The 22,716-nt window shown below is 34.7% G+C and carries 22 protein-coding genes; 11 read left to right on the top strand and 11 right to left on the bottom strand.

From position 1 onward, the window contains the following. On the bottom strand, positions 1 to 887 hold an 887-nt coding region (locus tag I2F23_RS11330; RefSeq protein WP_195772710.1), incomplete at its 3' end, for a SidA/IucD/PvdA family monooxygenase. Between the two features lie 329 nt (positions 888 to 1,216). On the opposite strand from I2F23_RS11330, the gene I2F23_RS11325 reads away from it, so the two are divergent. Further along, entirely contained in the window at positions 1,217 to 2,383 is a 1,167-nt protein-coding gene (locus I2F23_RS11325) for an aminotransferase class V-fold PLP-dependent enzyme (protein ID WP_195772709.1), read from the top strand. A 42-nt stretch (positions 2,384 to 2,425) separates the two neighbouring features. On the opposite strand, the gene tauD is transcribed toward I2F23_RS11325, so the two are convergent. Genes tauD through tauA form a run of 4 tightly spaced genes read right to left on the bottom strand, consistent with a single transcriptional unit; the run spans position 2,426 to position 5,952 of the window. After that, positions 2,426 to 3,271 (bottom strand): taurine dioxygenase, encoded by an 846-nt coding sequence (gene tauD, locus I2F23_RS11320; protein ID WP_195772708.1) that lies wholly within the window; start codon positions 3,269 to 3,271, stop codon positions 2,426 to 2,428. Positions 3,272 to 3,283: 12 nt separating this feature from the next. Beyond that, a complete protein-coding gene (tauC, locus tag I2F23_RS11315) occupies positions 3,284 to 4,123 on the bottom strand; it encodes a taurine ABC transporter permease TauC (RefSeq protein WP_323127657.1) in 840 nt (279 codons plus the stop codon). Between the two features lie 8 nt (positions 4,124 to 4,131). Continuing rightward, positions 4,132 to 4,917, bottom strand: coding sequence for a taurine ABC transporter ATP-binding protein (locus I2F23_RS11310; RefSeq protein ID WP_195772706.1), 786 nt, complete (start codon positions 4,915 to 4,917; stop codon positions 4,132 to 4,134). A 9-nt stretch (positions 4,918 to 4,926) separates the two neighbouring features. Next, positions 4,927 to 5,952, bottom strand: a complete 1,026-nt coding sequence (gene tauA / locus I2F23_RS11305) for a taurine ABC transporter substrate-binding protein (RefSeq protein ID WP_195772705.1) — start codon at positions 5,950 to 5,952, stop codon at positions 4,927 to 4,929. A 229-nt stretch (positions 5,953 to 6,181) separates the two neighbouring features. Between tauA and I2F23_RS11300 the strand changes: the two genes are divergently transcribed. Next, complete coding sequence (locus I2F23_RS11300) at positions 6,182 to 7,180, top strand: sulfate ABC transporter substrate-binding protein (protein WP_195772704.1); 999 nt, start codon at positions 6,182 to 6,184, stop codon at positions 7,178 to 7,180. A 38-nt stretch (positions 7,181 to 7,218) separates the two neighbouring features. Here I2F23_RS11300 and I2F23_RS11295 read toward each other — a convergent pair whose 3' ends face one another. Next, positions 7,219 to 7,977, bottom strand: a complete 759-nt coding sequence (locus tag I2F23_RS11295) for a glutathione S-transferase family protein (protein ID WP_195772703.1) — start codon at positions 7,975 to 7,977, stop codon at positions 7,219 to 7,221. 180 nt (positions 7,978 to 8,157) lie between these two features. Here I2F23_RS11295 and ychF point away from each other — a divergent pair, with 180 nt between their 5' ends. Continuing rightward, positions 8,158 to 9,249 carry a redox-regulated ATPase YchF gene (gene ychF / locus I2F23_RS11290; RefSeq protein WP_195772702.1) on the top strand — a complete coding sequence of 364 codons (1,092 nt, stop codon included), beginning with the start codon at positions 8,158 to 8,160 and terminating at the stop codon, positions 9,247 to 9,249. A gap of 140 nt (positions 9,250 to 9,389) precedes the next feature. Next, on the top strand, positions 9,390 to 9,854 hold the full coding sequence (locus I2F23_RS11285; protein WP_195772701.1) for a MarR family winged helix-turn-helix transcriptional regulator: 465 nt from the start codon (positions 9,390 to 9,392) through the stop codon (positions 9,852 to 9,854). Here the strand turns inward: I2F23_RS11285 and I2F23_RS11280 are convergent. Continuing rightward, positions 9,851 to 10,159 (bottom strand): hypothetical protein, encoded by a 309-nt coding sequence (locus tag I2F23_RS11280; protein WP_195772700.1) that lies wholly within the window; start codon positions 10,157 to 10,159, stop codon positions 9,851 to 9,853. The two genes, I2F23_RS11285 and I2F23_RS11280, sit on opposite strands and share 4 nt — an antisense overlap. A 67-nt stretch (positions 10,160 to 10,226) precedes the next feature. After that, the gene (gene map / locus I2F23_RS11275; RefSeq protein ID WP_195772699.1) at positions 10,227 to 11,021 is read right to left on the bottom strand and encodes a type I methionyl aminopeptidase; all 795 of its coding nucleotides are present in this window, start codon (positions 11,019 to 11,021) and stop codon (positions 10,227 to 10,229) included. A gap of 192 nt (positions 11,022 to 11,213) precedes the next feature. On the opposite strand from map, the gene brnQ (I2F23_RS11270) reads away from it, so the two are divergent. From brnQ (I2F23_RS11270) to I2F23_RS11255, 4 genes are all read left to right on the top strand, one after another. Further along, a complete protein-coding gene (brnQ, locus tag I2F23_RS11270; protein ID WP_195772698.1) occupies positions 11,214 to 12,512 on the top strand; it encodes a branched-chain amino acid transport system II carrier protein in 1,299 nt (432 codons plus the stop codon). A 138-nt stretch (positions 12,513 to 12,650) separates the two neighbouring features. Then, complete coding sequence (gene brnQ / locus I2F23_RS11265) at positions 12,651 to 13,943, top strand: branched-chain amino acid transport system II carrier protein (RefSeq protein WP_195772697.1); 1,293 nt, start codon at positions 12,651 to 12,653, stop codon at positions 13,941 to 13,943. A 182-nt stretch (positions 13,944 to 14,125) separates the two neighbouring features. Further along, a complete protein-coding gene (locus I2F23_RS11260; RefSeq protein ID WP_195772696.1) occupies positions 14,126 to 14,326 on the top strand; it encodes a hypothetical protein in 201 nt (66 codons plus the stop codon). 162 nt (positions 14,327 to 14,488) lie between these two features. After that, positions 14,489 to 14,707, top strand: a complete 219-nt coding sequence (locus tag I2F23_RS11255; RefSeq protein WP_195772695.1) for a hypothetical protein — start codon at positions 14,489 to 14,491, stop codon at positions 14,705 to 14,707. Between the two features lie 35 nt (positions 14,708 to 14,742). Here I2F23_RS11255 and I2F23_RS11250 read toward each other — a convergent pair whose 3' ends face one another. After that, positions 14,743 to 15,192 carry a hypothetical protein gene (locus I2F23_RS11250; RefSeq protein ID WP_195772694.1) on the bottom strand — a complete coding sequence of 150 codons (450 nt, stop codon included), beginning with the start codon at positions 15,190 to 15,192 and terminating at the stop codon, positions 14,743 to 14,745. A gap of 172 nt (positions 15,193 to 15,364) precedes the next feature. Here I2F23_RS11250 and purT point away from each other — a divergent pair, with 172 nt between their 5' ends. The 3 genes from purT to dapC are packed head-to-tail and all read left to right on the top strand — an operon-like array spanning position 15,365 to position 20,432. Beyond that, positions 15,365 to 16,567 carry a formate-dependent phosphoribosylglycinamide formyltransferase gene (gene purT, locus I2F23_RS11245; protein WP_195772693.1) on the top strand — a complete coding sequence of 401 codons (1,203 nt, stop codon included), beginning with the start codon at positions 15,365 to 15,367 and terminating at the stop codon, positions 16,565 to 16,567. 17 nt (positions 16,568 to 16,584) lie between these two features. After that, on the top strand, positions 16,585 to 19,254 hold the full coding sequence (glnD, locus tag I2F23_RS11240) for a [protein-PII] uridylyltransferase (RefSeq protein ID WP_195772692.1): 2,670 nt from the start codon (positions 16,585 to 16,587) through the stop codon (positions 19,252 to 19,254). 8 nt (positions 19,255 to 19,262) lie between these two features. Continuing rightward, positions 19,263 to 20,432, top strand: coding sequence for a succinyldiaminopimelate transaminase (gene dapC, locus I2F23_RS11235; protein ID WP_195772691.1), 1,170 nt, complete (start codon positions 19,263 to 19,265; stop codon positions 20,430 to 20,432). 39 nt (positions 20,433 to 20,471) lie between these two features. Here the strand turns inward: dapC and I2F23_RS11230 are convergent, their stop codons facing one another. Together I2F23_RS11230 and I2F23_RS11225 are read right to left on the bottom strand one after the other, a co-directional pair. Further along, positions 20,472 to 20,942: an Lrp/AsnC family transcriptional regulator gene (locus I2F23_RS11230; protein ID WP_195772690.1), complete on the bottom strand. Its 471-nt coding sequence runs from the start codon at positions 20,940 to 20,942 to the stop codon at positions 20,472 to 20,474. 453 nt (positions 20,943 to 21,395) lie between these two features. Then, positions 21,396 to 22,716: amino acid permease (locus tag I2F23_RS11225; protein WP_195772689.1), on the bottom strand; the 1,321-nt coding region annotated here is incomplete at its 5' end.

Below are 22,716 nucleotides of genomic sequence, written 5' to 3'. Positions count from 1 at the left end.
CTTCTATGTGGTGCAGGTGTTCCTTCCTTACGTAAATAAGTTTGGAAATCCCATTTTTCTTGATCACTCCATTCTGGATAAAAAGCAAAATAACCTACATTCGATGCACTCTTACTTCTATTTACACGAGGAAAGTCATTGCAGCGACAAATAATTTCAACGCTTTTTGCACCATGTTCTAAAGCAGTTGCAGCACTATCCATTGCTCCCGCACTCGCACCTATTACAGCAACATTTAAACCTTTAAAACACTCGTAATTTGTAGTGTCATAATTATGCTGCCATAAATAGTTAGGAATATTTTGTACCAATTCTGGAATATTTGGGGAGCTGAAGCTATCTATACCCATTGCAAGTACACAATGGACGACATGATATATTTTATCTTGATCTGAATGACGAATCGTAATCTCTGTCAATTGATCTGCGATATGAAGATCAACTAACTCACTTTCATAATAAACTGTGGGTTGAGTTATTTTTTTAAACCATTTTAAATATTCATCCCACTGCAATCTTGGAATTTTATCCAAACTTTCCCACGCTTGATGACCAAATTGTGCTTTGAACCAAGCTTGAAAAGTAAGTGATGGTGAAATGAGTGCAGGACCTATTAAATTTTTTGGAGAGCGTAATGTTTGCATTAAAGCAGGTTCTTTCCATGGACCTTCATCACCTTCTTTCTTTTTCTCAAATAATATTGAAGGGATGCCTTGTGCTTTTAAAGCAAGTGATAAGCATAAAGCAGACATTCCTGCACCAATAATTGCAACTGGAATCTCATGATTAGTTTCTTCAATAATCCAGTTTTTAGGTGGAAAGTTAGCATTTTCAAAATCTATTCTTATTTGTTCTTCGAGTTCTTTCAAACTTTCTTGTGGGTACATACACGCTTACCTAGTTGAAATCTAAAATAAAATATTTTCATTGTGAGTATAAATGATTGAATATTATTTGTATTTTAAAATATGTGATGAGTATTTCAATAAAATGCCTATCGTACATTCATTTATATCACTATTATTCATTAATATATGTTCTTTTATTCATTTTAATTCTTTATAAATTCTTTTATAAATACATTACACAGCAAAATATAATTTTATAAATCATTGAAAAATTATGTTGATCTATTGAGCTGTGAGATATATTCTTAGTAATTTAGAACTTTTTCTTATATAGAAATCGTTAAAACATATATGGAGACATTAAGGAAATGAAACAGCAAATTTACTTAGATTATGCTGCGACAACGCCAGTTTATCCTGAAATTATAAAAAAAATGGCAGATTGTTTATCCTTTGATGGTCTCTTTGGAAATCCTGCCTCAAATGGACACTGTTTTGGTGCAGATGCAAAAAATGAAATTGAAGAAGCACGAAAAAATGTTGCGAATCTAATTGGGGCAAAAGCAGATGAAATTATTTGGACATCTGGTGCTACAGAATCGAATAACCTTGCATTAAAAGGGATTGCAGAACGATATGCAGAGCGTGGCAAACACATTATTACAAGTCAAATTGAACATAAAGCAATCTTAGATAGTTGTTGTAAATTAGAAAGTTTAGGTTTTGAAGTTACCTATCTAGCACCAGAAAAAAATACAGGTCTTATTTCTCCAGCTTCTGTTCAAGAAGCTATTCGTCCTGATACGGTGCTTGTTTCATTGATGATGGTAAATAATGAAATAGGTACGATTACTGATATTGAAGCAATTGGAAAAATTACACGTAAGCATGATATTTTCTTTCATGTCGATGCTGCCCAAGCAGCTGGTAAACTCGATATTAATGTACATCAATTGGGTATAGATCTACTTAGTCTTTCAGCACATAAAGTCTATGGCCCTAAAGGCATCGGTGCTTTATATGTAAACCATGAAAATAGTTTTGAAATTGAACCTCAAATTCATGGAGGCGGCCATGAACAGGGATGTCGTTCTGGTACGTTAGCAACGCATCAAATTGTAGGTATGGGTGAAGCTTTTCGTATCGCAAAAACAAATCTGAGCGCTGAACAAGCAAGATTAAAAATATTACAGACAAAACTTTTTAATGCATTAAATGAGCTTACAGACATTGTTTTAAATGGCGATGAACAACATCGGGTTGCAAACTATTTAAATGTATCTTTTCTTAATGAAGACGCATTTATTTTAATCAATGCTATTAAAACATTGGCAGCCGTTTCAAGTGGATCTGCATGTAATTCAGGACATGGTGGCCCTTCACATGTACTGGTTGCTCTTGGACGTGACGAAACGACAGCAAGAAATGCTGTTCGATTTAGCTTTGGTAAATATACGACAGAAGCAGATATAGATCGACTGATTCAACATTTACAAACAGAATATCAGTCAACGCAATTTGTCAGTTTTGCATAAACACATAAATAAAAAAAAAGAAGGTCTTTCGACCTTCTTTTTTTATGCTGCAGAAGTGAAAAAAGGAGTATCACCATTAATTGTAGCTCTATGCATAATACGATGAGCATCACCATAATCAAATAATGCTTTATGCTGTGTGCAACGATTATCCCAAATCGCAACATCGCCAACTTCCCATTGCCAACGAATATGTAAACTTTCTTGTACTGAATGCTTAAATAAAAATTGAAGTAGTTCGCTACTTTCAGTTTCAGAAAGTTCATTAATTTTTGTTGTAAACCCTTCACTCACAAATAGTATTGGTTTCCCTGTAATAGGGTGTGTGCGTACCACTGGATGAGTAACAGGTGGATTTTTTTTAAAAACTTGTAGTAATTTCTGTTGTTCATCGATATTACTTGCATAGCGTTCTAATGGGAATGATTGACGAATATCATGTACTGCTGTAAGCCCCCAAATTTTTTCTTTAATATGTTTAGGAAGTGTCGCAAAAGCCTCTGTTCCACTTGACCAAAAGGTATCACCTCCCTGAGAAGGTACTTTTTTTGCCTGTAAAACACAGCCCAAAGGAGGTGTTTTACTAAAAGTGACATCGGTATGCCAAAGTTCATTGTCTCTTAAGTCTTGTTTAAGGCTATCTAGAATAAGGATTTCAGGCACATTTTTTACATTCGGGAAAATGGGGTGAATGTGCAAAGATCCAAAACTTCTTGCTAATTCTGCTTGCTTTTCGGGTGTGAGAGACTGCTTTCTAAAAAATATGACTTCATTTTCTATTAATGCATGATGAACCTCGTTCAAGTCAGTATGATTTATCGTATTGAGATCAGTATCATGAATGACTGCACCAATTGCAGGTTTAATTTTTTCTATATTTAACGCCATTTCATATTTCTCCTACAATTGTTTGCTATACCAAGGAGATAGCTGTTTTTGTAGCCATCTTAAATAAAGTTCAAAACTCACTGCAACGATAGCAATTACAATAATGCCTAAAATAACAGTATCTGTAATTAGAAACTGTGCTGCAGATTGAACCATAAATCCAATACCTCGATCGGCAGCAACGAGTTCAGCAGCAACGAGTGTAGACCATCCCACACCTAAGCCAATACGAATGCCAGTAATAATGTGTGGTAACGCCGTAGGTAGAATGACATGCCAAAAGATTTGACTTTTACTTGCGCCAAGGGATAACGCTGCTCTTTCCCTATTAATTTGATAGCTTAGTACACCATGCGTACTACTAATAATAACGGGGGCTAAAATAGAGAAGAAGATCAGTAAAATTTTTGTAGTTTCACCAATGCCAAACCAAATAACCAGTAAGGGCAAATAAGCCAATGGTGGAATGGGTCTTAATAATTCAACCAATGGATCTATGACTGCTCTAGCCCATTTATTCAAACCCATCCATAATCCTATGGGTACACCAACGATAATTGCTGCAAATAATGCAATTAATACGCGACTCATACTTGACGCTAAATGTTGCCATAAAGTTGCCTTCATAACCCCCTGTTGGCTAACTTCAATAAATTTATGAAATACGGCTTGAGGGCTAGGTAAAAAAAGTGGTGATACCCATTGAAGCGCTGTAATAATAAACCAAATGAGTAATACTAAGCCGACACTCAGAAGACTGACAGCTAACATTTTCCATTTTTCATTCTTTTTCAATTCAGGCTTATTTTTAATAGCATTCGACTCAGTGAAGGAGGTATTTTTTTTATTTATTATGCTCGTCATGCGTTATAACCCTCTTCAATATTATGGCTTAATTGTGCAAAGAGCTTTTCTCTTAATTCAATGAACTCTGGATCAGATTTGATTGAACGAATATTCTCACCATTTCGATAGCGTTTTGAGAAATTTAACTCTAAACGTTGTGAAATACGACCAGGATTTGCCTGCATAATAATAAGCTGTTCACTTAACAATAGAGCTTCTTCAATGTCATGTGTAATTAAAAAAAAGCTTCTATTTTCCTCAATCCATAAATCTAAAACCAACTTTTGCATATTTTCGCGAGTAAAGGCATCTAAGGCTGCAAAGGGTTCATCTAATAAAATGAATTCCGCCGTACTAATTAAAGCACGCGCAATACCTACTCTTTGTTTCATGCCTCCAGAAAGTTCCCAAATATTTAACTGTGTAGCATGACTTAAGCCCACTATTTTTAAAATGCGTTCTACTTGAGATGCAATCAGTGCTTTAGGTACTTTTTTTATTTCTAAAGAAAATGCAATATTCTCTTCTACATTTAACCAAGGAAATAATGCATGCTCCTGAAATACAACAGCACGTGTTTCATCTGGGCCATGAAGTGGCACATTATTAAGTTTAATCACGCCGTTTGTTGGTTTTTGAAAACCTGCCAAAATATTAAGTAAGGTCGTCTTTCCACATCCAGACTCCCCTAAAATAACGGTTATAGAACCGCTTGTAAGGTTTAAATTAATATTCTCAAGGATAGGATGAGATCTTTGTGAAAAGGTTATTCCAATATTTTCAGCTGTTAATACGCTCATACTAGCCACCTAATTATTTAAAAATTGTGTTGCAACATTGTCATGATAATTGTCCTTCACTGTGTCGACCTTTCCTTGTCCTTTTAAAAACTTTGCTGTGTCTAAAATATTTTGTGCAAATTCATTTGATAATGTATCCACCTGACCTCTTCGGTCTAAATAAATATTTCCAGCAAGTAATAATGGAATTTCTTCAGGTTTTGAGCCTGTAATATTCGCTATTTTGCTAAGATTATTTTTATCACTTACAAAATGTTGAGGGCTTTGATTATATTTGTTGAGCTGATTGAGTGTCGTATTCACAAATGATTTGAGAAATTCAGGATTTTTTTCTGCAAAATCTTTTCGCACAACCCATAAATCATAGGTTGGTGCTCCCCAGTCACCTACTTGATGAGAATCAACAAATACATGACCAGTCGTTTTAATCTTACTTAAGGCTGGCTCCCAAACATATGCGGCATCAATATCCCCCCGATTCCATGCGGCGATAATTTCAGGTGGTCTTAAATTAATAATTTTGACTTTATTTTCGGGAATATTCCAATGTTTCAATGCGGACAAAAGACTATAATAAGTCGTCGAAACAAACGGTACAGCAATGGTTTTACCAATTAAGTCACTTGGTTGTTTTATTTCTGATCCTTCATGAACCACCAGAGCTTCTGAACTGCCAAGTTTTGCTGTAATTAGAAAGGCAGTAATTGGCACTCCTTTACTGGTTGCTGCTGCAAAAGGGCTTGATCCAATATTTCCAATATCTACATCACCTGATGCTAAAGCATTTACAACATCCGATCCTGTATCAAATTTTTTCCATTCAATTGCTTGCTTACTGTCTTTTTCATAACTTTGATTGGCTTGTGCAACTTTACTTGGATCCACTCCAGTTTGATAAGCAATGACAACGGGTTTTTCATTGTTATTATGAATACGTGTCTCTTGATCATCACGTGTTTGAGATATCAAAAAAATAGTAAGTAATGATAAAACTATCAATGTCGTAATCAGGGGCTTCTTATATTGTTTACGCATTAGAATGGTAGTGACTTATGAATATTAGATATATAGTATGATTCTCAAAAAGGAGATAAAAATAAGAAAATCTTTATTGCTTATTCAAATTTTATAAATATATTTTTCTTATATCATTGTTCAAATTTAATATATTTATTCTTTATTGTGATTTCACAGATCACTATTTTAGCGCTATATTCAATAAAACTTTCAAATGAACCTATAAATTTAAAAGAGTGAATAAAGAATGAAAAAGATACTTATTACAGCACTACTTAGTCTTTCCGTCGTTGCGCCTAGTCTTGCACTAGCAGAAGATAAAGCTTTTTTAAATGTTTCTTATGATCCTACTCGAGAGTTTTATAAGGAGTTTAATGAAAAGTTTGGTCAATATTGGTTAAGTAAAACAGGACAGAAAATTGATTTTAAACAATCTCACGCAGGTTCGGGAAAACAAGCACGTGCAGTTGCAACAGGTCTAAAAGCAGATGTTGTCACATTAGCACTTTCTAATGATATTGATGAGATTGCAAAAGCCGGTTTTATTAGAAAGGACTGGCAAAAACAGTTTCCAGATAATTCTGCGCCGTATACATCTACAGTCGTTTTTCTTGTACGTAAAGGAAATCCTAAGCATATTAAAGATTGGAATGATTTAACGAAACCAGGTATAGAAATTATTACACCAAATCCTAAAACAGGTGGTGCACCACGATGGATTTACTTATCTGCTTGGGGTTATGCACTAAAACAACCTCATGGTAATGATGCAACTGCAAAAGATTTAGTGTCTAAAATGTACCGTAATGTGAAAGTCCTAGATTCAGGTGCTAGAGGCTCCCTAACAACATTTGCAGAAAGAGGAATTGGAGATGTATTACTTACATGGGAAAATGAAGCTCTCCTTGCCCAAAAAGAAGACCCTAAAGCAGATTTTCAAATAGTATATCCGTCAGTATCAATTTTAGCTGAGCCTTCTGTCGCTATTGTCGATAGGACGGTAGATCAAGATGGTAATCGAACTATTGCTAGAGGCTATCTAAACTTCCTCTATTCGCCGATTGGTCAAGATCTTGCTGCTAAATATAACTTTAGACCAAGAAATACAACTGTAGCTCAAAAATATGCTTATAAGTTTCCTAAAATACAGTTATTTACGATAGATGCTACATTCGGTGGTTGGGAAAATGCTCAAAAAATTCATTTTTCAAATGGTGGCATTTTCGATCAGATATACAAACAATAATTTTTTAGGTTATTGGAATATAGTTGGATTGAATTCAATTATATTCCTCGCCAGTCTACACGCGCATTTCTTTCTGTATGATATATTCGGTTAACGTATTGACCAATATTACTTTCGTTAATCAATTTTTGCATATGATATACATGTTCATCATATTTATAGTTCTCTATCTCCCATGGAGTACCATAAATATTCATCAATGGTGCAAGCATCGAGCAAATTGAAATATCTGCGAGTGTTAAACGGTCACCCACTAAATAGCTTTGATTTTGCTTTATCTGAGCACTGAGTGTATTCACAATCTCAAGAATACATTTATAGTCATAATCTACGCTGTGCTGATCTAAATATAAATTTTGAGTAATAAATTTTTTTAATATAGGTTTTGAATATTTACTAAATTTTCTAAAATAGCCTCTTTCTCTAATCATGGTGTCTATAGATTCATCATTTCTTAAAATCATATGATAAAGTGCCCAACGCCGTACATGTTCTCCTAATTTATTTGCAATATCATTTAAATCATAAACAGAAATACGCATTGCTGTATTTTTAGGAATAAGTCCCTTTTCTGGATATTTTATATCTAGATATTCAGCAATCTTTGTTGAGTCACTGATCCATTCCTCATGATCTCTGAATATAGGTAAAGTATTTTGATTTGTTTTAATTCTTGAAAAAGCTCGATGAACAATTGGGGTTAAATTTTGCGCAACATAATCTATTTCTTTATGATCAAGTAACCAGCGCGCTTTCTCGCAGAAATGAGATAGTGGAAACTGGTAAAGTATACGCATAAGATATCAACGTCCTTTATAATTAATTTTTACTACTTTAGTAATCAACCTTATAAAATACAATGATCTTTTCGTCCTATTTCATTTTTAAATTTTGTTAATTTTAAGGATAGACTGACTTTAATTAAACTTTAATGTAAAATCTGCAATAATTTTATATAACATCTTTGTGAGTATTGCATGGGTTTTAATTGCGGTATTGTTGGTCTACCAAATGTTGGCAAATCAACGTTATTTAATGCGTTAACAAAAGCTGCGATTGCTGCTGAAAACTTTCCTTTTTGTACAATTGAGCCAAATACTGGCATTGTTCCAGTACCAGATGAGCGCTTAGATAAACTCTCAGCGATTGTAAATCCACAACGTGTTTTACCAACAACGATGGAATTTGTAGATATCGCAGGTTTAGTTGCAGGTGCGTCTAAAGGCGAAGGTCTAGGTAACCAGTTCTTAGCAAATATTAGAGAAACTGATGCAATTGCACATGTAGTTCGTTGTTTTGAAGATGAAAATGTTATTCATGTAAATGGAAAAATTGATCCTTTAGATGATATTGCTACAATTAATACAGAGCTTGCACTTTCAGATTTAGAGACTGTGAATAAATCTCTTGTTCGACTAACTAAGGTTGCAAAAGGTGGCGATAAAGAAGCGATTGCTACCAAAGCTGTTTTAGAAAAAATATTACCTTTGCTAGATGAAGGTCGTCCTGCTCGTGCAGCCGACCTATCTGATGATGATAGAAAACTACTTCGTGGATACGGCTTGCTAACATTAAAGCCTACGATGTATATTGCGAATGTGGCAGAAGACGGTTTTGATAATAACCAACATCTTGACGCCGTAAGAGCATTAGCAAAAGAAGAAAATGCGATTGTTGTCCCTCTATGTAACCAAATCGAAGCTGAAATTTCATTATTAGATGATGAAGACCGTGCAGAGTTCTTAGAAGCTATGGGAATGGAAGAACCAGGCCTAAATGTTGTTATTCGTGCAGGATACAGTCTATTAGGATTACAAACCTATTTTACTGCTGGGGTTCAAGAAGTAAGAGCATGGACAGTAAAAGTAGGTGCATCTGCTCCACAAGCTGCTGGGGTAATTCATACAGATTTCGAAAAGGGTTTTATTCGAGCTGAAGTCATCGCTTATCAAGATTTTATTCATTGCAATGGCGAAGCTGGTGCAAAAGATGCAGGTAAATGGCGTCTTGAAGGAAAAAGTTATATTGTGCAAGATGGGGATGTAATGCACTTCCGCTTCAATGTATAAATCAATACTCAATTTCTATGAAATGGCTCTGACTAAATCAGGGCCATTTTATTTTAAATAAAATTAAACTACATATTTGTATTTAATTGTGAAATAGTTCACAATTAAAGGGTGCTTTTTATTTTATTCTGGTATCTTAAATGTCTAGAAAATATTTGAAATTTCTCCCTTCATCCACTATGGAAAATCAGGACTCTTTATTTTTTCACTGGGTTACTCAGGTACATGCACAGTATGTACAAGGCGTCGACAATGTGCTTAAAAAGCATGGAATCGATCATTCTAGACAACGTATTCTTAATATTTTACTTATTAACCCCTGCTCTAGCATTTCTGAAATTTCAGATACTCTTATTTTAAAGATGTCTACAACGACAAAAATCATTTATCGCCTTAAAGATGAAGGTCTAGTAGAAACTTACTCTTGTAAAGAAGATGGTCGAATTACGCGTGTTAAAATTACTGAACAAGGATTAACGTTATTGAAAAAAACGAATGATTTAACTAATGCAATTCTTTCAAGAACATTTGATGGCCTTACGCCGTTACAAATAGAAAAAACTATGGGTAACTTACAGGCAGTATTCAAAAACTTAAAGTATTAATCCTTTATTTTATATTCTGTTTTTATTAATTTTCCTTCTTTTAAAGCATTTTTATTTTTTTCAATATGTGTGATTAAAAGTCTTTTTATTAGATCATTTTTAAATCCTAAGCCATATGCTTTAAGAATGATTTCACTGGGTAAACTATCGAAAAAAATTTTTAAATTTACTTCATTTATTTCTAAAAAAACTTGATGTTCTAATAGAAGCTCTTCTAAGAAGAGCTTCTCTTTTTTATTTCTTTCTGAATTTTTTTTCCAGTAGTTTTTTCTTAATTTCTTAAGGTCGTTGTTTTTATAACTCATAATAAATTTACTTAGGCTATTTTAAAAGAAAAGGACAATATTAATATTGTCCTCGAATTATTCAGTGCTAAATTTCGGCGTATTCGCCTGTGCCTTCTGGCCATGGTGTTAAGAGCTCAAATCCATCTTTGGTGACAGCAACCATATGTTCCCACTGAGCAGATAATGAACGATCTTTTGTAACTACTGTCCAACCATCAGACAGTTCTTTTACGCCTGATTTGCCCAAATTTACCATTGGCTCTATAGTAAAAACCATTCCCTCTTTTAATTTTAAGCCATGACCTTTTTGGCCATAGTGTAGTACGTTTGGCTGTTCATGATAGACCTTACCTATTCCATGCCCACAGTATTCTCTTACAATACTATATCCATGGCTTTGTGCGAGAGATTGTATAGCGTGGCCAATATCTCCAAGTGTTGCACCTGGTTTGACTTGATAAATTCCCGCTCTCATTGCATCGTAAGTAACATCTATCAATTTTTTTGCTTCAGGCTTAATATCACCTACGGCGTACATACGACTGGTATCCCCATGATAACCGTCTTTAATAATCGCCACATCGATATTAATGATATCCCCATCTTTTAATACTTCTGAATTTGATGGGATACCATGACATACGACTTCGTTTTTAGAAATACATGTCGTTTTTGTATAACCATGATATCCAACATTTGCAGGTACAACTTTTAAAGTATTTATAATAAAATCATTGCAGATATCATCTAAATACTCTGTTGTTACACCCGCTTTTACATGTTTCTTTATCATGTATAAAACTTCAGCAGCTAGACGGCCTGCTATACGTAATTTTTCAATTTCTTCAGCAGTTTTAATGCCTACTTTTGGGTTATACATGTAATTAACCTTCAATATCGTGAAAATTATTTCTTAAAAAAAGAAAATACTTAGGCTATTTGGTAGAAAATATGAATTTTATCTTCCTATAGTAAAATATTTCCCTTTTTTTTTAAAGAATTAAAGAATAATTTCAAAAAATACACTTTTGCACTAAAATATAACATTAATTTTTTATTCTAGTTAGATGTTATGACTAAACTTAGTATTCGGGATATCATTGCGTTAGGTTTTATGACCTTTGCACTGTTTATTGGTGCGGGTAATATTATTTTCCCGCCAATTGTTGCTCAGCAAGCTGGCGAACACGTTTGGCTGGCTGCGTTTGGCTTCTTAATTACAGGTGTTGGTCTGCCCGTTCTAACGATTATTGCACTTGCACGTGTTGGTGGATCAATAGAAACTTTAAGTGCGCCTATCGGAAGAATGGCGAGTCTTATTTTAACTGTCGTGTGTTATCTTGCTGTAGGCCCTTTATTTGCAACACCACGTACAGCTACAGTTTCTTATGAAATTGGTCTTTCTCCGTATTTTGGAAGCTCATCTACGGCGTTATTAGCATATAGCGCTATTTATTTCGTCATTGTAGGGATTGTTTCACTTTATCCAACCAAATTACTCGATACAATTGGTAAAGTTCTTGCACCTTTAAAAATTGCAGCTTTGGCAATTTTATGTATTACAACATTAGTACTACCTATTATTTTTGCAGCACAACCCATTAATAACTATGTTACACGACCTGTCTCAGAAGGCCTTGTAAATGGTTATTTAACAATGGATACATTAGGTGCACTTGTTTTTGGTATTGTGATTACACAAGCTATTGCTTCTCGTGGTGTAACCGACAGTAAGTTAATTACACGTTACGCTATCATCGCAAGTATTATGGCAGGTGTAGGTTTAACAGCCCTTTATTTATGCTTATTCCGCTTAGGTATACAGAGCCATTCATTTATTCCAAATGCAAGCAACGGCGCGGTTATTCTACACGCCTTTGTACAACACTCATTTGGTGACCTTGGTTCAATTTTCTTAAGTATTTTAATTTTCTTAGCCTGCGTAGTAACAGCAATTGGCTTAACGTGTTCATGTGCTGAATACTTCCATGGCTTAACTAAGTTACCATATAAATTGCTCGTCTTACTTTTGGTTGGATTTGCATTTATTATTTCAAATTTAGGCTTAACTAAACTTATCGCATTCTCTGTACCAGTCTTAACTGCAATTTACCCACCTGCGATTGTTGTTATTGTTTTAAGTTTCTTTTGGAAGTTCTTTAATAAACCATCTGTTATTCTTATTCCAGTAACAGGTGTTGCACTTATCTTTGGTGTTGTTGAAGGAATAAAAGCATCTTCATTTGCAAGTATTGTACCTTCATTTTTACAAACACTTCCATTAGCTGAGCAAAACTTAGCTTGGGTTATCCCATGTGTTATCGTACTTCTGATTACAGCTACTGTAGATAAACTGAAAAAAACAGTTTAAAGATATAAATATTTGGCTCAGAACATAAATTCTGAGCCATTTTTTCAAAAAACAAATAAATTTAATAAGAATATTTCTTAAATTTCTATTTTTGTCTTAGAATCCTCTTTTTCTAGTTTTACATACCGTTAATTTTCTATGACTAAGCTAAATGTTCGAGATACATTTGCATTAGGTTTTATGACCTTTGCATTGTTTATTGGGGCAGGAAATATTATTTTTCCACCGATTGTTGCATATCAGGCAGGCGAACACGTTTGGCTAGCCGCTTTGGGCTTTTTAGTCACTGCTGTTGGTTTACCCGTTCTAAGTATTATTATGCTCGGCCGAGTACAAGGTTCTATTGAAACGTTAGGATCATCTATTGGAAAATTTGCAAGTATTGCTTTGGCTGTTGCATGCTATTTATCTGTAGGACCACTTTTCGGTATTCCAAGAACGGCTTCTGTTTCGTATGAAATTGGTTTATCTTCACATTTTCAGAATCCACAAACACCACTCCTCATCTATAGCTTAATCTATTTTGTTATTGTCACATTAGTTTCAATGAACCCTAATAAGCTTCTAGATAGTATTGGACATGTATTGGCACCAGTAAAAATCTTTGCACTTGCTGTTTTATGTATAGTTACTTTATTCGTTCCCTTTATTCATGTTCCTGCTCCTGTAGCCAACTATATAGAGCATCCTGTTTCTGAGGGTTTAGTGAATGGTTATCTCACACTAGATGCACTTTCAGCTTTGGTTTTTGGTATCCTAATTGTTCAAGCCATTAAATCACGTGGTGTGACGGATCATAAATTAATTACACGCTATGCAATTATATCTAGCATCATTTCTGGTATAGGCTTAACTATTTTATACCTATGTCTATTCAGACTTGGTGTACAAAGCCATGCATTTTTACCAAATGCAACCAACGGTGCGGAAATTTTACATGCGTATGTATTTAACACACTAGGTCAAACAGGATCTTGGTTTTTAAGCTTACTCATCTTCTTAGCATGTATCGTAACAGCGATTGGTTTAACGTGTTCGTGTGCTGAATACTTTCATAAAATGACAAAGATTCCATACAAAATATTAGTGGTTGTTTTCGTACTATTTTCTCTAGTATTTGCTAATTTTGGTTTAACTAAACTAATTTCTATTTCTGTACCTATCCTTACTGCCATTTACCCACCTGCGATTGTTGTTATTTTATCTGGGTTATTTATTCAAAAGTTAAATAAACCAAAACAAGTTGTTCTCCCTGTTGCAGCACTGGCATTCTTCATCGGTATATTTGAAGGTTTAAGATCATCAGAGTTAAAGTCATTTGTGCCAGATATTATTAATCAACTTCCACTTGCAGCACAAAATTTAGACTGGATCATTCCATGTTTGATACTCTTAGTTTTATGTGTTGTTATCGATAAAATAAGACAATAAAAAAATTGATATAAAATACAAATACCTGCAATTAATGCAGGTATTTTTTTAGTTTTATTCATATTGTCATAAAACAGTAATATAAATTTGCTAGAAAATTTGACCTTTTAAAATTATAATGTATAATTATTAGTCTGCACTTCATGATAAGTGCATTATTTAACTACTGTTTTGGAGGTCACATGAATAAAAATATTAGATTCAATCCAAACATTGCCATTTATATGATGATGACGATAGCACTTCTAGCTACACTCAGTGTTCAAGGTGTTATCAATGGGAATTTAAAAGCTGAACAATTCTTATATGCCATTGCGGTATCTGTTGCATTCTCTGTATGGGCAATGGTTGATGCTAAATTTCGCCAAGTTGAAATAAAATAAAAAAGAACTAGATTTATCTAGTTCTTTTAAAACCACATTAAAAATAACAAATTAAGTTCAAAAAATCTCAAGAAAAAAACCAATAATTGCTTGCAGTTCACATTTTTAATTGATTATCCTTATATTGTTTAAATATTTACTATCCTATATAAGGAAAATACAATGAAAAAACTCCTCTCTACATCTATTATCGCTTTAAGTTTAGCTGCTGTAAGTGCTGGCGCTATGGCATGTCCTAAAGGTACATCTTTACAAGGTGGTACTGGACCACATCATAAAGGTGGAAAATGCGTTGCTACTAAATCAGGTTCAACAGCAAAAACAGAGAAAAAAATGAGTCATGATTCAATGTCAAATATGTCAATGCCAAAAAAATCATAACAGACAAAAAAGAAGGTGATAATCACCTTCTTTTTTTAACTATTGCCTAAAGCTGGATGATCCAAAGCATCTTTACATAACTGTTTATTATGAAGATAGTTAAGCTTATCCTCATTTTCTGAATTACTCTTTGCTTGCACAGCACGTGCCCAAGTATCTAAACTTACCATTGCCTTTCTACATAAAGCAAAGTTTCCCTCAGCAACTGAATCACCCATTTTTACATTAATCATCCATTGACTCCCTAATTCACGTAAGGGTCTACGTACCTCATTGTCAATTTGAGCCAATGCACGATTTTCAACCAAGGGTTCAACCTGATTCATGAGCTCCCAAGATTTTTTGGCATATGCTGTCGCATCTTTACTCAGTTTTGGTGCAGGTTTAATTTCAACTTTCTGCCCATTGTTATTGTTACATGCGCTTAAAGCCAACATAACACCCATCAAGGTTAAAACCATATACTGTTTTTTATACAAGATCATGTCCACTTCACTTCTTAGTCATGCAATACACAACAGTATAAGATACATCAAATGAATACAATTTGAAAAAATCTTACTAAATTGGTCATTTTATTCAAAAAATATACGCTGACGTACTTAACACTATTCTGAGTTCTGTTATTCTAAAATAACCTGAAATAAGGAATAAGACATGACTATTACCATTGGTACACCACTGCAACCATCCGCATTCAAAGTATTATTATTAGGTTCAGGCGAACTAGGAAAAGAAGTTGTAATCTCCTTACAGCGTTTAGGCGTTGAAGTTCATGCAGCAGATCGCTACAAAGATGCGCCCGCAATGCAAGTTGCCCATTTTGCCTATACTTTAAACATGGCAGATCCAACAGCACTACAAGAACTCATAGATCAAGTTAAACCAAATTTAATCGTGCCTGAAATTGAAGCTATTGCTACTGAGCTTTTAGTCCATATAGAAGAACAAAATACAACAACAATTATCCCATCAGCAAAGGCAGTTAATTTAACAATGAATCGTGAAGGTATTCGTACCTTAGCAGCAGATAAGTTAGGCCTCCCCACTTCAAATTTCCGCTTTGCAGACAACCTATCTGCATTTCGTTCAGCGTGTGATGATATTGGTTACCCAAACTTTGTTAAACCGGTTATGTCATCTTCAGGTAAAGGACAATCACACATAAAAAGTTTTGATGAAGTTGATGCGGCTTGGGAATACGCTTTACAATCTGCACGTGTCAATCAAGGTAAAGTCATTATTGAATCTCAAATCGATTTTGACTTTGAAATTACATTACTCACTGTTCGTGCAAAACACCCCAAAACGGGTCAAATCGAAACCCATTTCTGCAATCCAATTGGTCACCAACAAGAAAACGGCGATTATATTGAAAGCTGGCAACCACAACCCATGTCACCTAAAGCATTAAAGACAGCACAGGACATTGCAGATAAAATTACTACGGCGCTTGGTGGTTGCGGTATTTTTGGTGTAGAGCTGTTTGTAAAAGGTGATCAAGTATGGTTTAGCGAGGTTTCTCCTCGTCCGCATGATACAGGCTTAGTTACTCTTGCATCTCAATTTCAAAATGAGTTTGAACTGCATGCACGTGCTATTCTTGGCTTACCCGTGAATACACAACAACACAGTACAGCCGCAAGTGCTGTTATTTACGCAGGAGTAAATGGTAAAAATCTTTCATTTACACATTTAGAAACTGCTCTAGCAAACCCAACTACAGATTTAAGACTCTTTGGCAAACCTGAAGGATTTGATAAACGTCGTATGGGTGTCATTACTGCACGTGCATCAACGACGGATGAAGCACGCAAAATCGCAAGAGAATCTGCACAACAAGTGAATGTAACCGTATAATTAAAAAGGCAAATACAATGGTAGAAATGCGCGCTTTAACTGAATATATTCAACATGACCAAGATATTTCATCATTACAACAATGGCGAAATGATATAGAAAATCAGCTTGATCAAAATTTTGAAAAATATGGTTATAGCATACGTGACATTGTATTGGCTCGATCAAATGCAATTGATGATGCTTTAACATTCTTATGGCATATGACCAAACTGTCTGAAGAAAGTGAAATATCATTATTTGCTGTGGGTGGCTATGGTCGCAAAGAAATGCTTCCTTACTCAGATGTAGATATTATGATTTTATCTACATCTGACCTAAATATAATACAAGAAGAAAAAGTATCTAAGTTTATTGCTCTTTTATGGGATATTAACTTTAAACCTGGTGTTAGCGTACGAACACTCCAATCGTGTGTAGAACAAGCCAAATCAGATCTTACTATTGCAACCTCGCTTATAGAGGCTCGACTTATTATTGGTAATGAGACGCTGGCCAAATGGCCACGGCGTACTGTAAATGAAGTATGGACAGATCGAGATTTCTTTGATGCAAAGATGAAAGAACAAAAAAATAGACATGCACAACATAATAATACTGAGAGCAACTTAGAACCTGATATTAAGAATGCGCCGGGTGGCATTCGAGATATGAATCAAATCGGTTGGATTGCCAAAAGACATTTTAGAGTGAATCGTATTTATGATTTAGTTCATTTGGGTTTTATTTCCGAATTTGAGCTAGAAATGCTAGAGCAAGCAGAAACATTTTATTGGGAAATTCGACATTATCTGCACAAACTTACCAAACGAGATGAAAATCGACTTTTATTTGACTATCAACGAGAGATTGCTGCAAAGTTTGGATATTCTAATGACATAGATCAGCATCATAACTATCCGATTGAACAATTCATGAAGCGCTATTATAGAATGGCGCAACAAGTTTTTACGCTCAATGAAATTCTCCTTGATTACTTTAATCAAGTTGCAATTCAGCCAAAAGATGAAATACAAAAACATACCACTGTACTGAATGAGCGATTCAAACTTATTGATGGAAAGATTGCCGTTCAGCATCACAAAGTATTTGCAGAACACCCAAGTGCAATTTTAGAAATATTTTATTTAATTGGTATACATCCTGAAATTACAGGTATTCGAGCACGTACATTACGCTTATTGGTGTTAGCAGCCAAGAGTATTGATCAGAATTTTAGGGATAATCCAGCCCATCGTGAAATTTTCATTCAAATTATTCGTTCATCAAATCGTCTCTATGAAACGCTTTCTCATATGCGACGCTACGGCATTTTAGGTAATTACTTGCCTGCCTTTGGACAAATTATGGGTCTCATGCAATATGACTTATTTCATATTTACACGGTGGATCAACATACACTCCTTCTCTTAAGAAATCTTGAACGATTCCAAGAACCAGAGTTTGCAAAATCTTTTTCAGTCGTCAGCTCGGTATATCAACGTCTGCAACGTAAAGAAATTATTATGATTGCAGCACTATTTCACGACATTGCCAAAGGACGCGGTGGCGATCATAGTGAGCTTGGTGCAAAAGATGCATATGATTTTTGTGAGGCTCATGGCATTTCAGAATCAGATACAAAATTGATTGTCTGGCTTATACAAAATCATCTCTTAATGTCACTTACAGCGCAAAAGAAAGATATCTCAGATCCAGATATTATTAAAGCGTTCGCCGATCAGCTTGGAGATATGGATTATCTGAATTATCTATATACGCTTACAGTTGCAGACATCAACGCAACTAATCCAAAACTATGGAATACATGGCGTGCTTCTCTTATGCGCCAACTCTATACCCAAACACGAGAAGTCATTCGCCATGGTTTAGATCGCCCTGTAGATTATCAAATGCTCATTGAAGACACTAAATTTACAGCAAGTGAAAAATTAGTACATGAATTCTCTTTAAGTGAAGTTGAGCAAGTATGGCAAGCTCTTGGAGATGAGTATTTCATTAAAGAATCTGCAGATGAAATTGTTTGGCATACGAAAGCAATACTAGAACATGGAAATAACTCTGCTCCACTAATCTTGTTAAGAGCGCAACGACAAGCCGCTCAAGATGCTGTTCAAGTCTTTATTTATACACAAGATAAACCAAACTTATTTGCAACTACTGTTGCTGTACTCGATCGAATGAATCTTGATGTGCAAAATGCACGTATTATTACAGCAAATACAGATTTTAGTTTAGATACTTACATTGTATTAGATCGATTTGGTACATTATTGAATGATCCCGAACGACAAAATACTGTAAAAAATGCACTCTTAGAAGCTTTAAGTCATTTAGACCAGTATCCAAATCTTATGCAACGGCGTATTCCTCGACAATTAAGACACTTCAATATAGAAAATAAGGTATCTATTCGTTTTGATACATCTTTACAAAAAAATATTGTCGAGATTTCTACACTCGATCATCCTGGACTACTTGCCAAAATTGGCGGTTTATTCATGATGCAAGGCTTAGATATTCATTCTGCAAAAATTGTCACACTTGGCGAGAAGGCTGAAGATATTTTCTTCGTCACTAAAAAAGATGACATTCCACTTTCTGAAGAAGAATCTCTTCTTCTTACTCAACAGTTAAAAGCTGCTTTAGATGAAGCATCTAATCAAGTGACTATTCAACATCGGTAATCATATTTATGAATCATCATTTAACACAATTACATCCTTATCCATTTGAAAAGCTAAATCAGCTTTTTTCAGGCATTCAGCCTATAGATTTACCACTTATTCCACTTTCAATTGGTGAACCTAAACACCCTGCACCACAAATTGTAATAGATGCTTTGCAACAAAACTTTAAACATCTCTCAACTTACCCAAGTAGTAAAGGTTTACCAGAATTACGTCAGGCGATCTCGAATTGGTTAATTCAAAGATTCCACCTAAATGAACTCAGCGCCGAATCAGAAGTGCTTCCTGTGTCTGGTACACGAGAAGCCATTTTTTCATTCGTTCAAGCCGTCATAAATCGTGAGGAAAACCCTTACGTTGTTATGCCAAATCCGTTTTACCAAATCTATGAAGGTGCAACCATCCTCGCGGGAGGTACACCTTATTTTATAAACTGTACTGCTGAAAACAATTACTTAGGTGATTTTGACCGCGTTCCTGCTGAAGTTTGGGAAAAGACTTCTCTATTATTTATCTGTACACCAGGTAATCCAACAGGAGCAACGTTCACAACAGAACAATTACAACAGCTTATTCAACTTTCTGATCAATATAATTTTATTATTGCATCAGATGAGTGCTATTCAGAGCTTTGGTTTGAACAGCCTCCTGTAGGATTACTTGAAGCATGCGCCAAAATAGGGCGAAATGATTATAAGAACTGTGTTGTATTCCATTCACTTTCGAAGCGTTCTAACTTGCCAGGCATGCGTTCTGGCTTTATTGCGGGCGATTCAACCTTACTTGCACCATATTTGAAGTATAGGACCTATCATGGTGCAGCAATGCCTGTACAGCACCAATTGGCCTCCATTGTGGCGTGGAATGATGAGTGCCATGTAGAAGAAAATAGAAAGCAATATCGTCAAAAGTTTGACCTATTCCAAAATGAGCTCGGCCACCTCTTACCACTTGAGAAACCAGATGCTGGATTTTACTACTGGCTGAAAGTAGATAATGATGAAGCTTTTGCAAAAAAACTTCTTAAGGAAGCAAACATAAAAGTCCTTCCGGGACGTTATCTATCTAGAGAGACAAAAGAAGGAAATCCAGGCGAAAATCATGTTCGTATGGCGCTTGTAGCCGACATACAGCAATGTGAAGAAGTAGCTCGAAGATTGAAAAATATTTTATAGTCATATAATGGGGAGAATCTCTCCCCATTTTTATTAAAATTAAATATGGCTTAACATACTATGACAATTAAATACATCATATTTCTTAATGACAAAACTTGAGTGAAGTGCGGTTACATTATCAATTTTTGCAATTCGGCGTAATAAAATCTCACTATAATTTTCCATATCCTTTGCAACCATTTCTACAATAAAATCTGCACTTTGGCCTGTCACTAAATATGCGTTAATCACTTCTGCAATTGATTCAATTTCTGCCAGAAACACATCAAATGTCTCACTGTCATGCTTGCTTAGAGAAACTTGTAGAAGAATATGTAATTTAAAACCTAACTTTGCGTAATTAATTTCTCGTTTAAGACTTGTCATTACATTTGCTTCGATTAATAGTTTAATACGGCGATGCACAGAACTGACAGATAAATTAATGCGCTCTGAGAGCTCATTTAAATTTAAATCTTCGTGAGTTAGAATTTCAAGAATCTGTTTATCAAAACGATCAAGTTGCATATTTTCCCTTATAGTTAAGTTTTTTTTGGAAAATATATCGAGGTAGGCATAAATTTTAAGGGTCAAGGGAAAACATATTGTTTACTTTAAACGGCAATATATGGTTAACATATTGCTGTTGCAGATCAACTTTTGGTTTACTGTGTTTAAAGCCGAGAATAAACCTTTTGAGTTATGTCAGCAATCTCCCAATCTAACTGACTTTCTTCTCGATCCCCATCACACCCTGATTTATAATATAGCGCTAACCGAATCGAATTATTTTCCTAAATAAAATAAATTTTGACGTATTTTTAAAAAATTTTCTACAAAAAAAATTATTATCTGTATTTTTTTCCATAAGTTAGTTTTTAAGCTTATTTTCTTATTAATTTTAGTTAAAATTTAAAAAAAAATTATTAAAAAAAGGCCAACAAATGTTGACCTTATTATTAAATACGATTAAATCTCGAATTATTCACGTTCAATACGCTTACCGTGTTGAAGAATCCATGAACGTTCGGCGTTTCTTTTAGCACGATAACGATATGCAATATAAAGTCCACCAAACCAAATTGGAGAGAAATAAATTGCAATACGAGTATCATGATCTAAACTTAATACCACTGCAACAAACACTAAAAATGCAAGACATACCCATGACATAACTACACCCATTGGCATTTTATACACAGAGCTCTTATGAAGTTCTGGTGCTTTCTTACGGTATGCAAGATATGAAATTAACATCATTCCATAGACAAAAAGAATAAGTACAGTAGTTAAAGAAGAAAAGATTGTAAAAGCAGTCATTACGTTTGGAATAATGAAAAGCATACTTGTACCAATAACAATACACCCCATAGAAAATAAGAGGCTATTTACAGGTACTCTGCCTTTAGATAACTTTTTAAAGTATTTTGGTGCATCTTTTTCAACAGCTAAACCATACATCATACGACTGGTTGCGAAAATACCACTGTTTGCAGATGACATAGCAGAGGTAGTAACCACAAAATTGACCAAAGTTGCCGCAATTGGTAACCCAATTAATGTAAACATATGCACAAATGGACTTTGACTTGGACTTACTTTTGCCCACGAAGTCACAGAGATAATGCAAATCAAAGCACCCACATAGAACAATAAAATTCGTAGTGGTATAGAGTTAATTGCTTTAGGTAACGTTTTGTTCGGATCTTTAGTTTCTGCTGCTGTTGTTCCAATCAGCTCAATACCAACAAACGCAAATACAGCAATTTGGAAACCAGCAAGGAATCCTGAAAAACCATGTGGGAAAATAGATCCAGCCTCAACAATATGTGAAAGTGATGCTTTCACACCATTTGGCGATGTAAAGCCAGTTGCGATCAAATAAATACCGACCAATAAGAATGCAATAATGGCAACAATTTTAATCAGTGCAAACCAAAACTCTGTTTCACCGAATAATTTAACTGTAAGCAGATTTAATGTCGTCAGTGTAACAACTGTAATGAATGCAGGAATCCATTGAGATATGTCAGGGAACCAAAACTGGAAGTACCCACCAATCACAATAATATCTGTAATCGCTACGATAATCCAAAGCATCCAATAGGACCAGCCAAGGAAGAAACCTGCCCAAGGACCTAAATAAGCCGTAGCAAAATCTGCAAATGACTTATAGTTAGAATTCGAAAGCAATAACTCACCCATTGCTCTCATAATAAAATAAAAGAAAAAACCAATAATCATATAAGTTAGAACAATAGATGTTCCAGATAGACTCAGCGTTTTTCCTGTACCCATGAAG

It is taken from the genome of Acinetobacter pollinis (genome assembly GCF_015627175.1).
GTDB lineage: Bacteria > Pseudomonadota > Gammaproteobacteria > Pseudomonadales > Moraxellaceae > Acinetobacter > Acinetobacter pollinis.
The sequence above is the reverse complement of the archived record's forward strand: the minus strand, read 5'-3'. Positions and strand labels throughout refer to the sequence as shown.

Bases quoted from the DNA above. Each gene is read 5' to 3' on its own strand.
- I2F23_RS11325 (WP_195772709.1), top strand. From the start codon at position 1,217: ATGAAACAGCAAATTTACTTAGATTATGCTGCGACAACGCCAGTTTAT.
- tauD (WP_195772708.1), bottom strand. From the start codon at position 3,271: ATGGCGTTAAATATAGAAAAAATTAAACCTGCAATTGGTGCAGTCATT.
- I2F23_RS11310 (WP_195772706.1), bottom strand. From the start codon at position 4,917: ATGAGCGTATTAACAGCTGAAAATATTGGAATAACCTTTTCACAAAGA.
- tauA (WP_195772705.1), bottom strand. From the start codon at position 5,952: ATGCGTAAACAATATAAGAAGCCCCTGATTACGACATTGATAGTTTTA.
- I2F23_RS11300 (WP_195772704.1), top strand. From the start codon at position 6,182: ATGAAAAAGATACTTATTACAGCACTACTTAGTCTTTCCGTCGTTGCG.
- I2F23_RS11295 (WP_195772703.1), bottom strand. From the start codon at position 7,977: ATGCGTATACTTTACCAGTTTCCACTATCTCATTTCTGCGAGAAAGCG.
- ychF (WP_195772702.1), top strand. From the start codon at position 8,158: ATGGGTTTTAATTGCGGTATTGTTGGTCTACCAAATGTTGGCAAATCA.
- I2F23_RS11285 (WP_195772701.1), top strand. From the start codon at position 9,390: ATGTCTAGAAAATATTTGAAATTTCTCCCTTCATCCACTATGGAAAAT.
- I2F23_RS11280 (WP_195772700.1), bottom strand. From the start codon at position 10,159: ATGAGTTATAAAAACAACGACCTTAAGAAATTAAGAAAAAACTACTGG.
- map (WP_195772699.1), bottom strand. From the start codon at position 11,021: ATGTATAACCCAAAAGTAGGCATTAAAACTGCTGAAGAAATTGAAAAA.
- brnQ (WP_195772698.1), top strand. From the start codon at position 11,214: ATGACTAAACTTAGTATTCGGGATATCATTGCGTTAGGTTTTATGACC.
- brnQ (WP_195772697.1), top strand. From the start codon at position 12,651: ATGACTAAGCTAAATGTTCGAGATACATTTGCATTAGGTTTTATGACC.
- I2F23_RS11260 (WP_195772696.1), top strand. From the start codon at position 14,126: ATGAATAAAAATATTAGATTCAATCCAAACATTGCCATTTATATGATG.
- I2F23_RS11255 (WP_195772695.1), top strand. From the start codon at position 14,489: ATGAAAAAACTCCTCTCTACATCTATTATCGCTTTAAGTTTAGCTGCT.
- I2F23_RS11250 (WP_195772694.1), bottom strand. From the start codon at position 15,192: ATGATCTTGTATAAAAAACAGTATATGGTTTTAACCTTGATGGGTGTT.
- purT (WP_195772693.1), top strand. From the start codon at position 15,365: ATGACTATTACCATTGGTACACCACTGCAACCATCCGCATTCAAAGTA.
- glnD (WP_195772692.1), top strand. From the start codon at position 16,585: ATGGTAGAAATGCGCGCTTTAACTGAATATATTCAACATGACCAAGAT.
- dapC (WP_195772691.1), top strand. From the start codon at position 19,263: ATGAATCATCATTTAACACAATTACATCCTTATCCATTTGAAAAGCTA.
- I2F23_RS11230 (WP_195772690.1), bottom strand. From the start codon at position 20,942: ATGCAACTTGATCGTTTTGATAAACAGATTCTTGAAATTCTAACTCAC.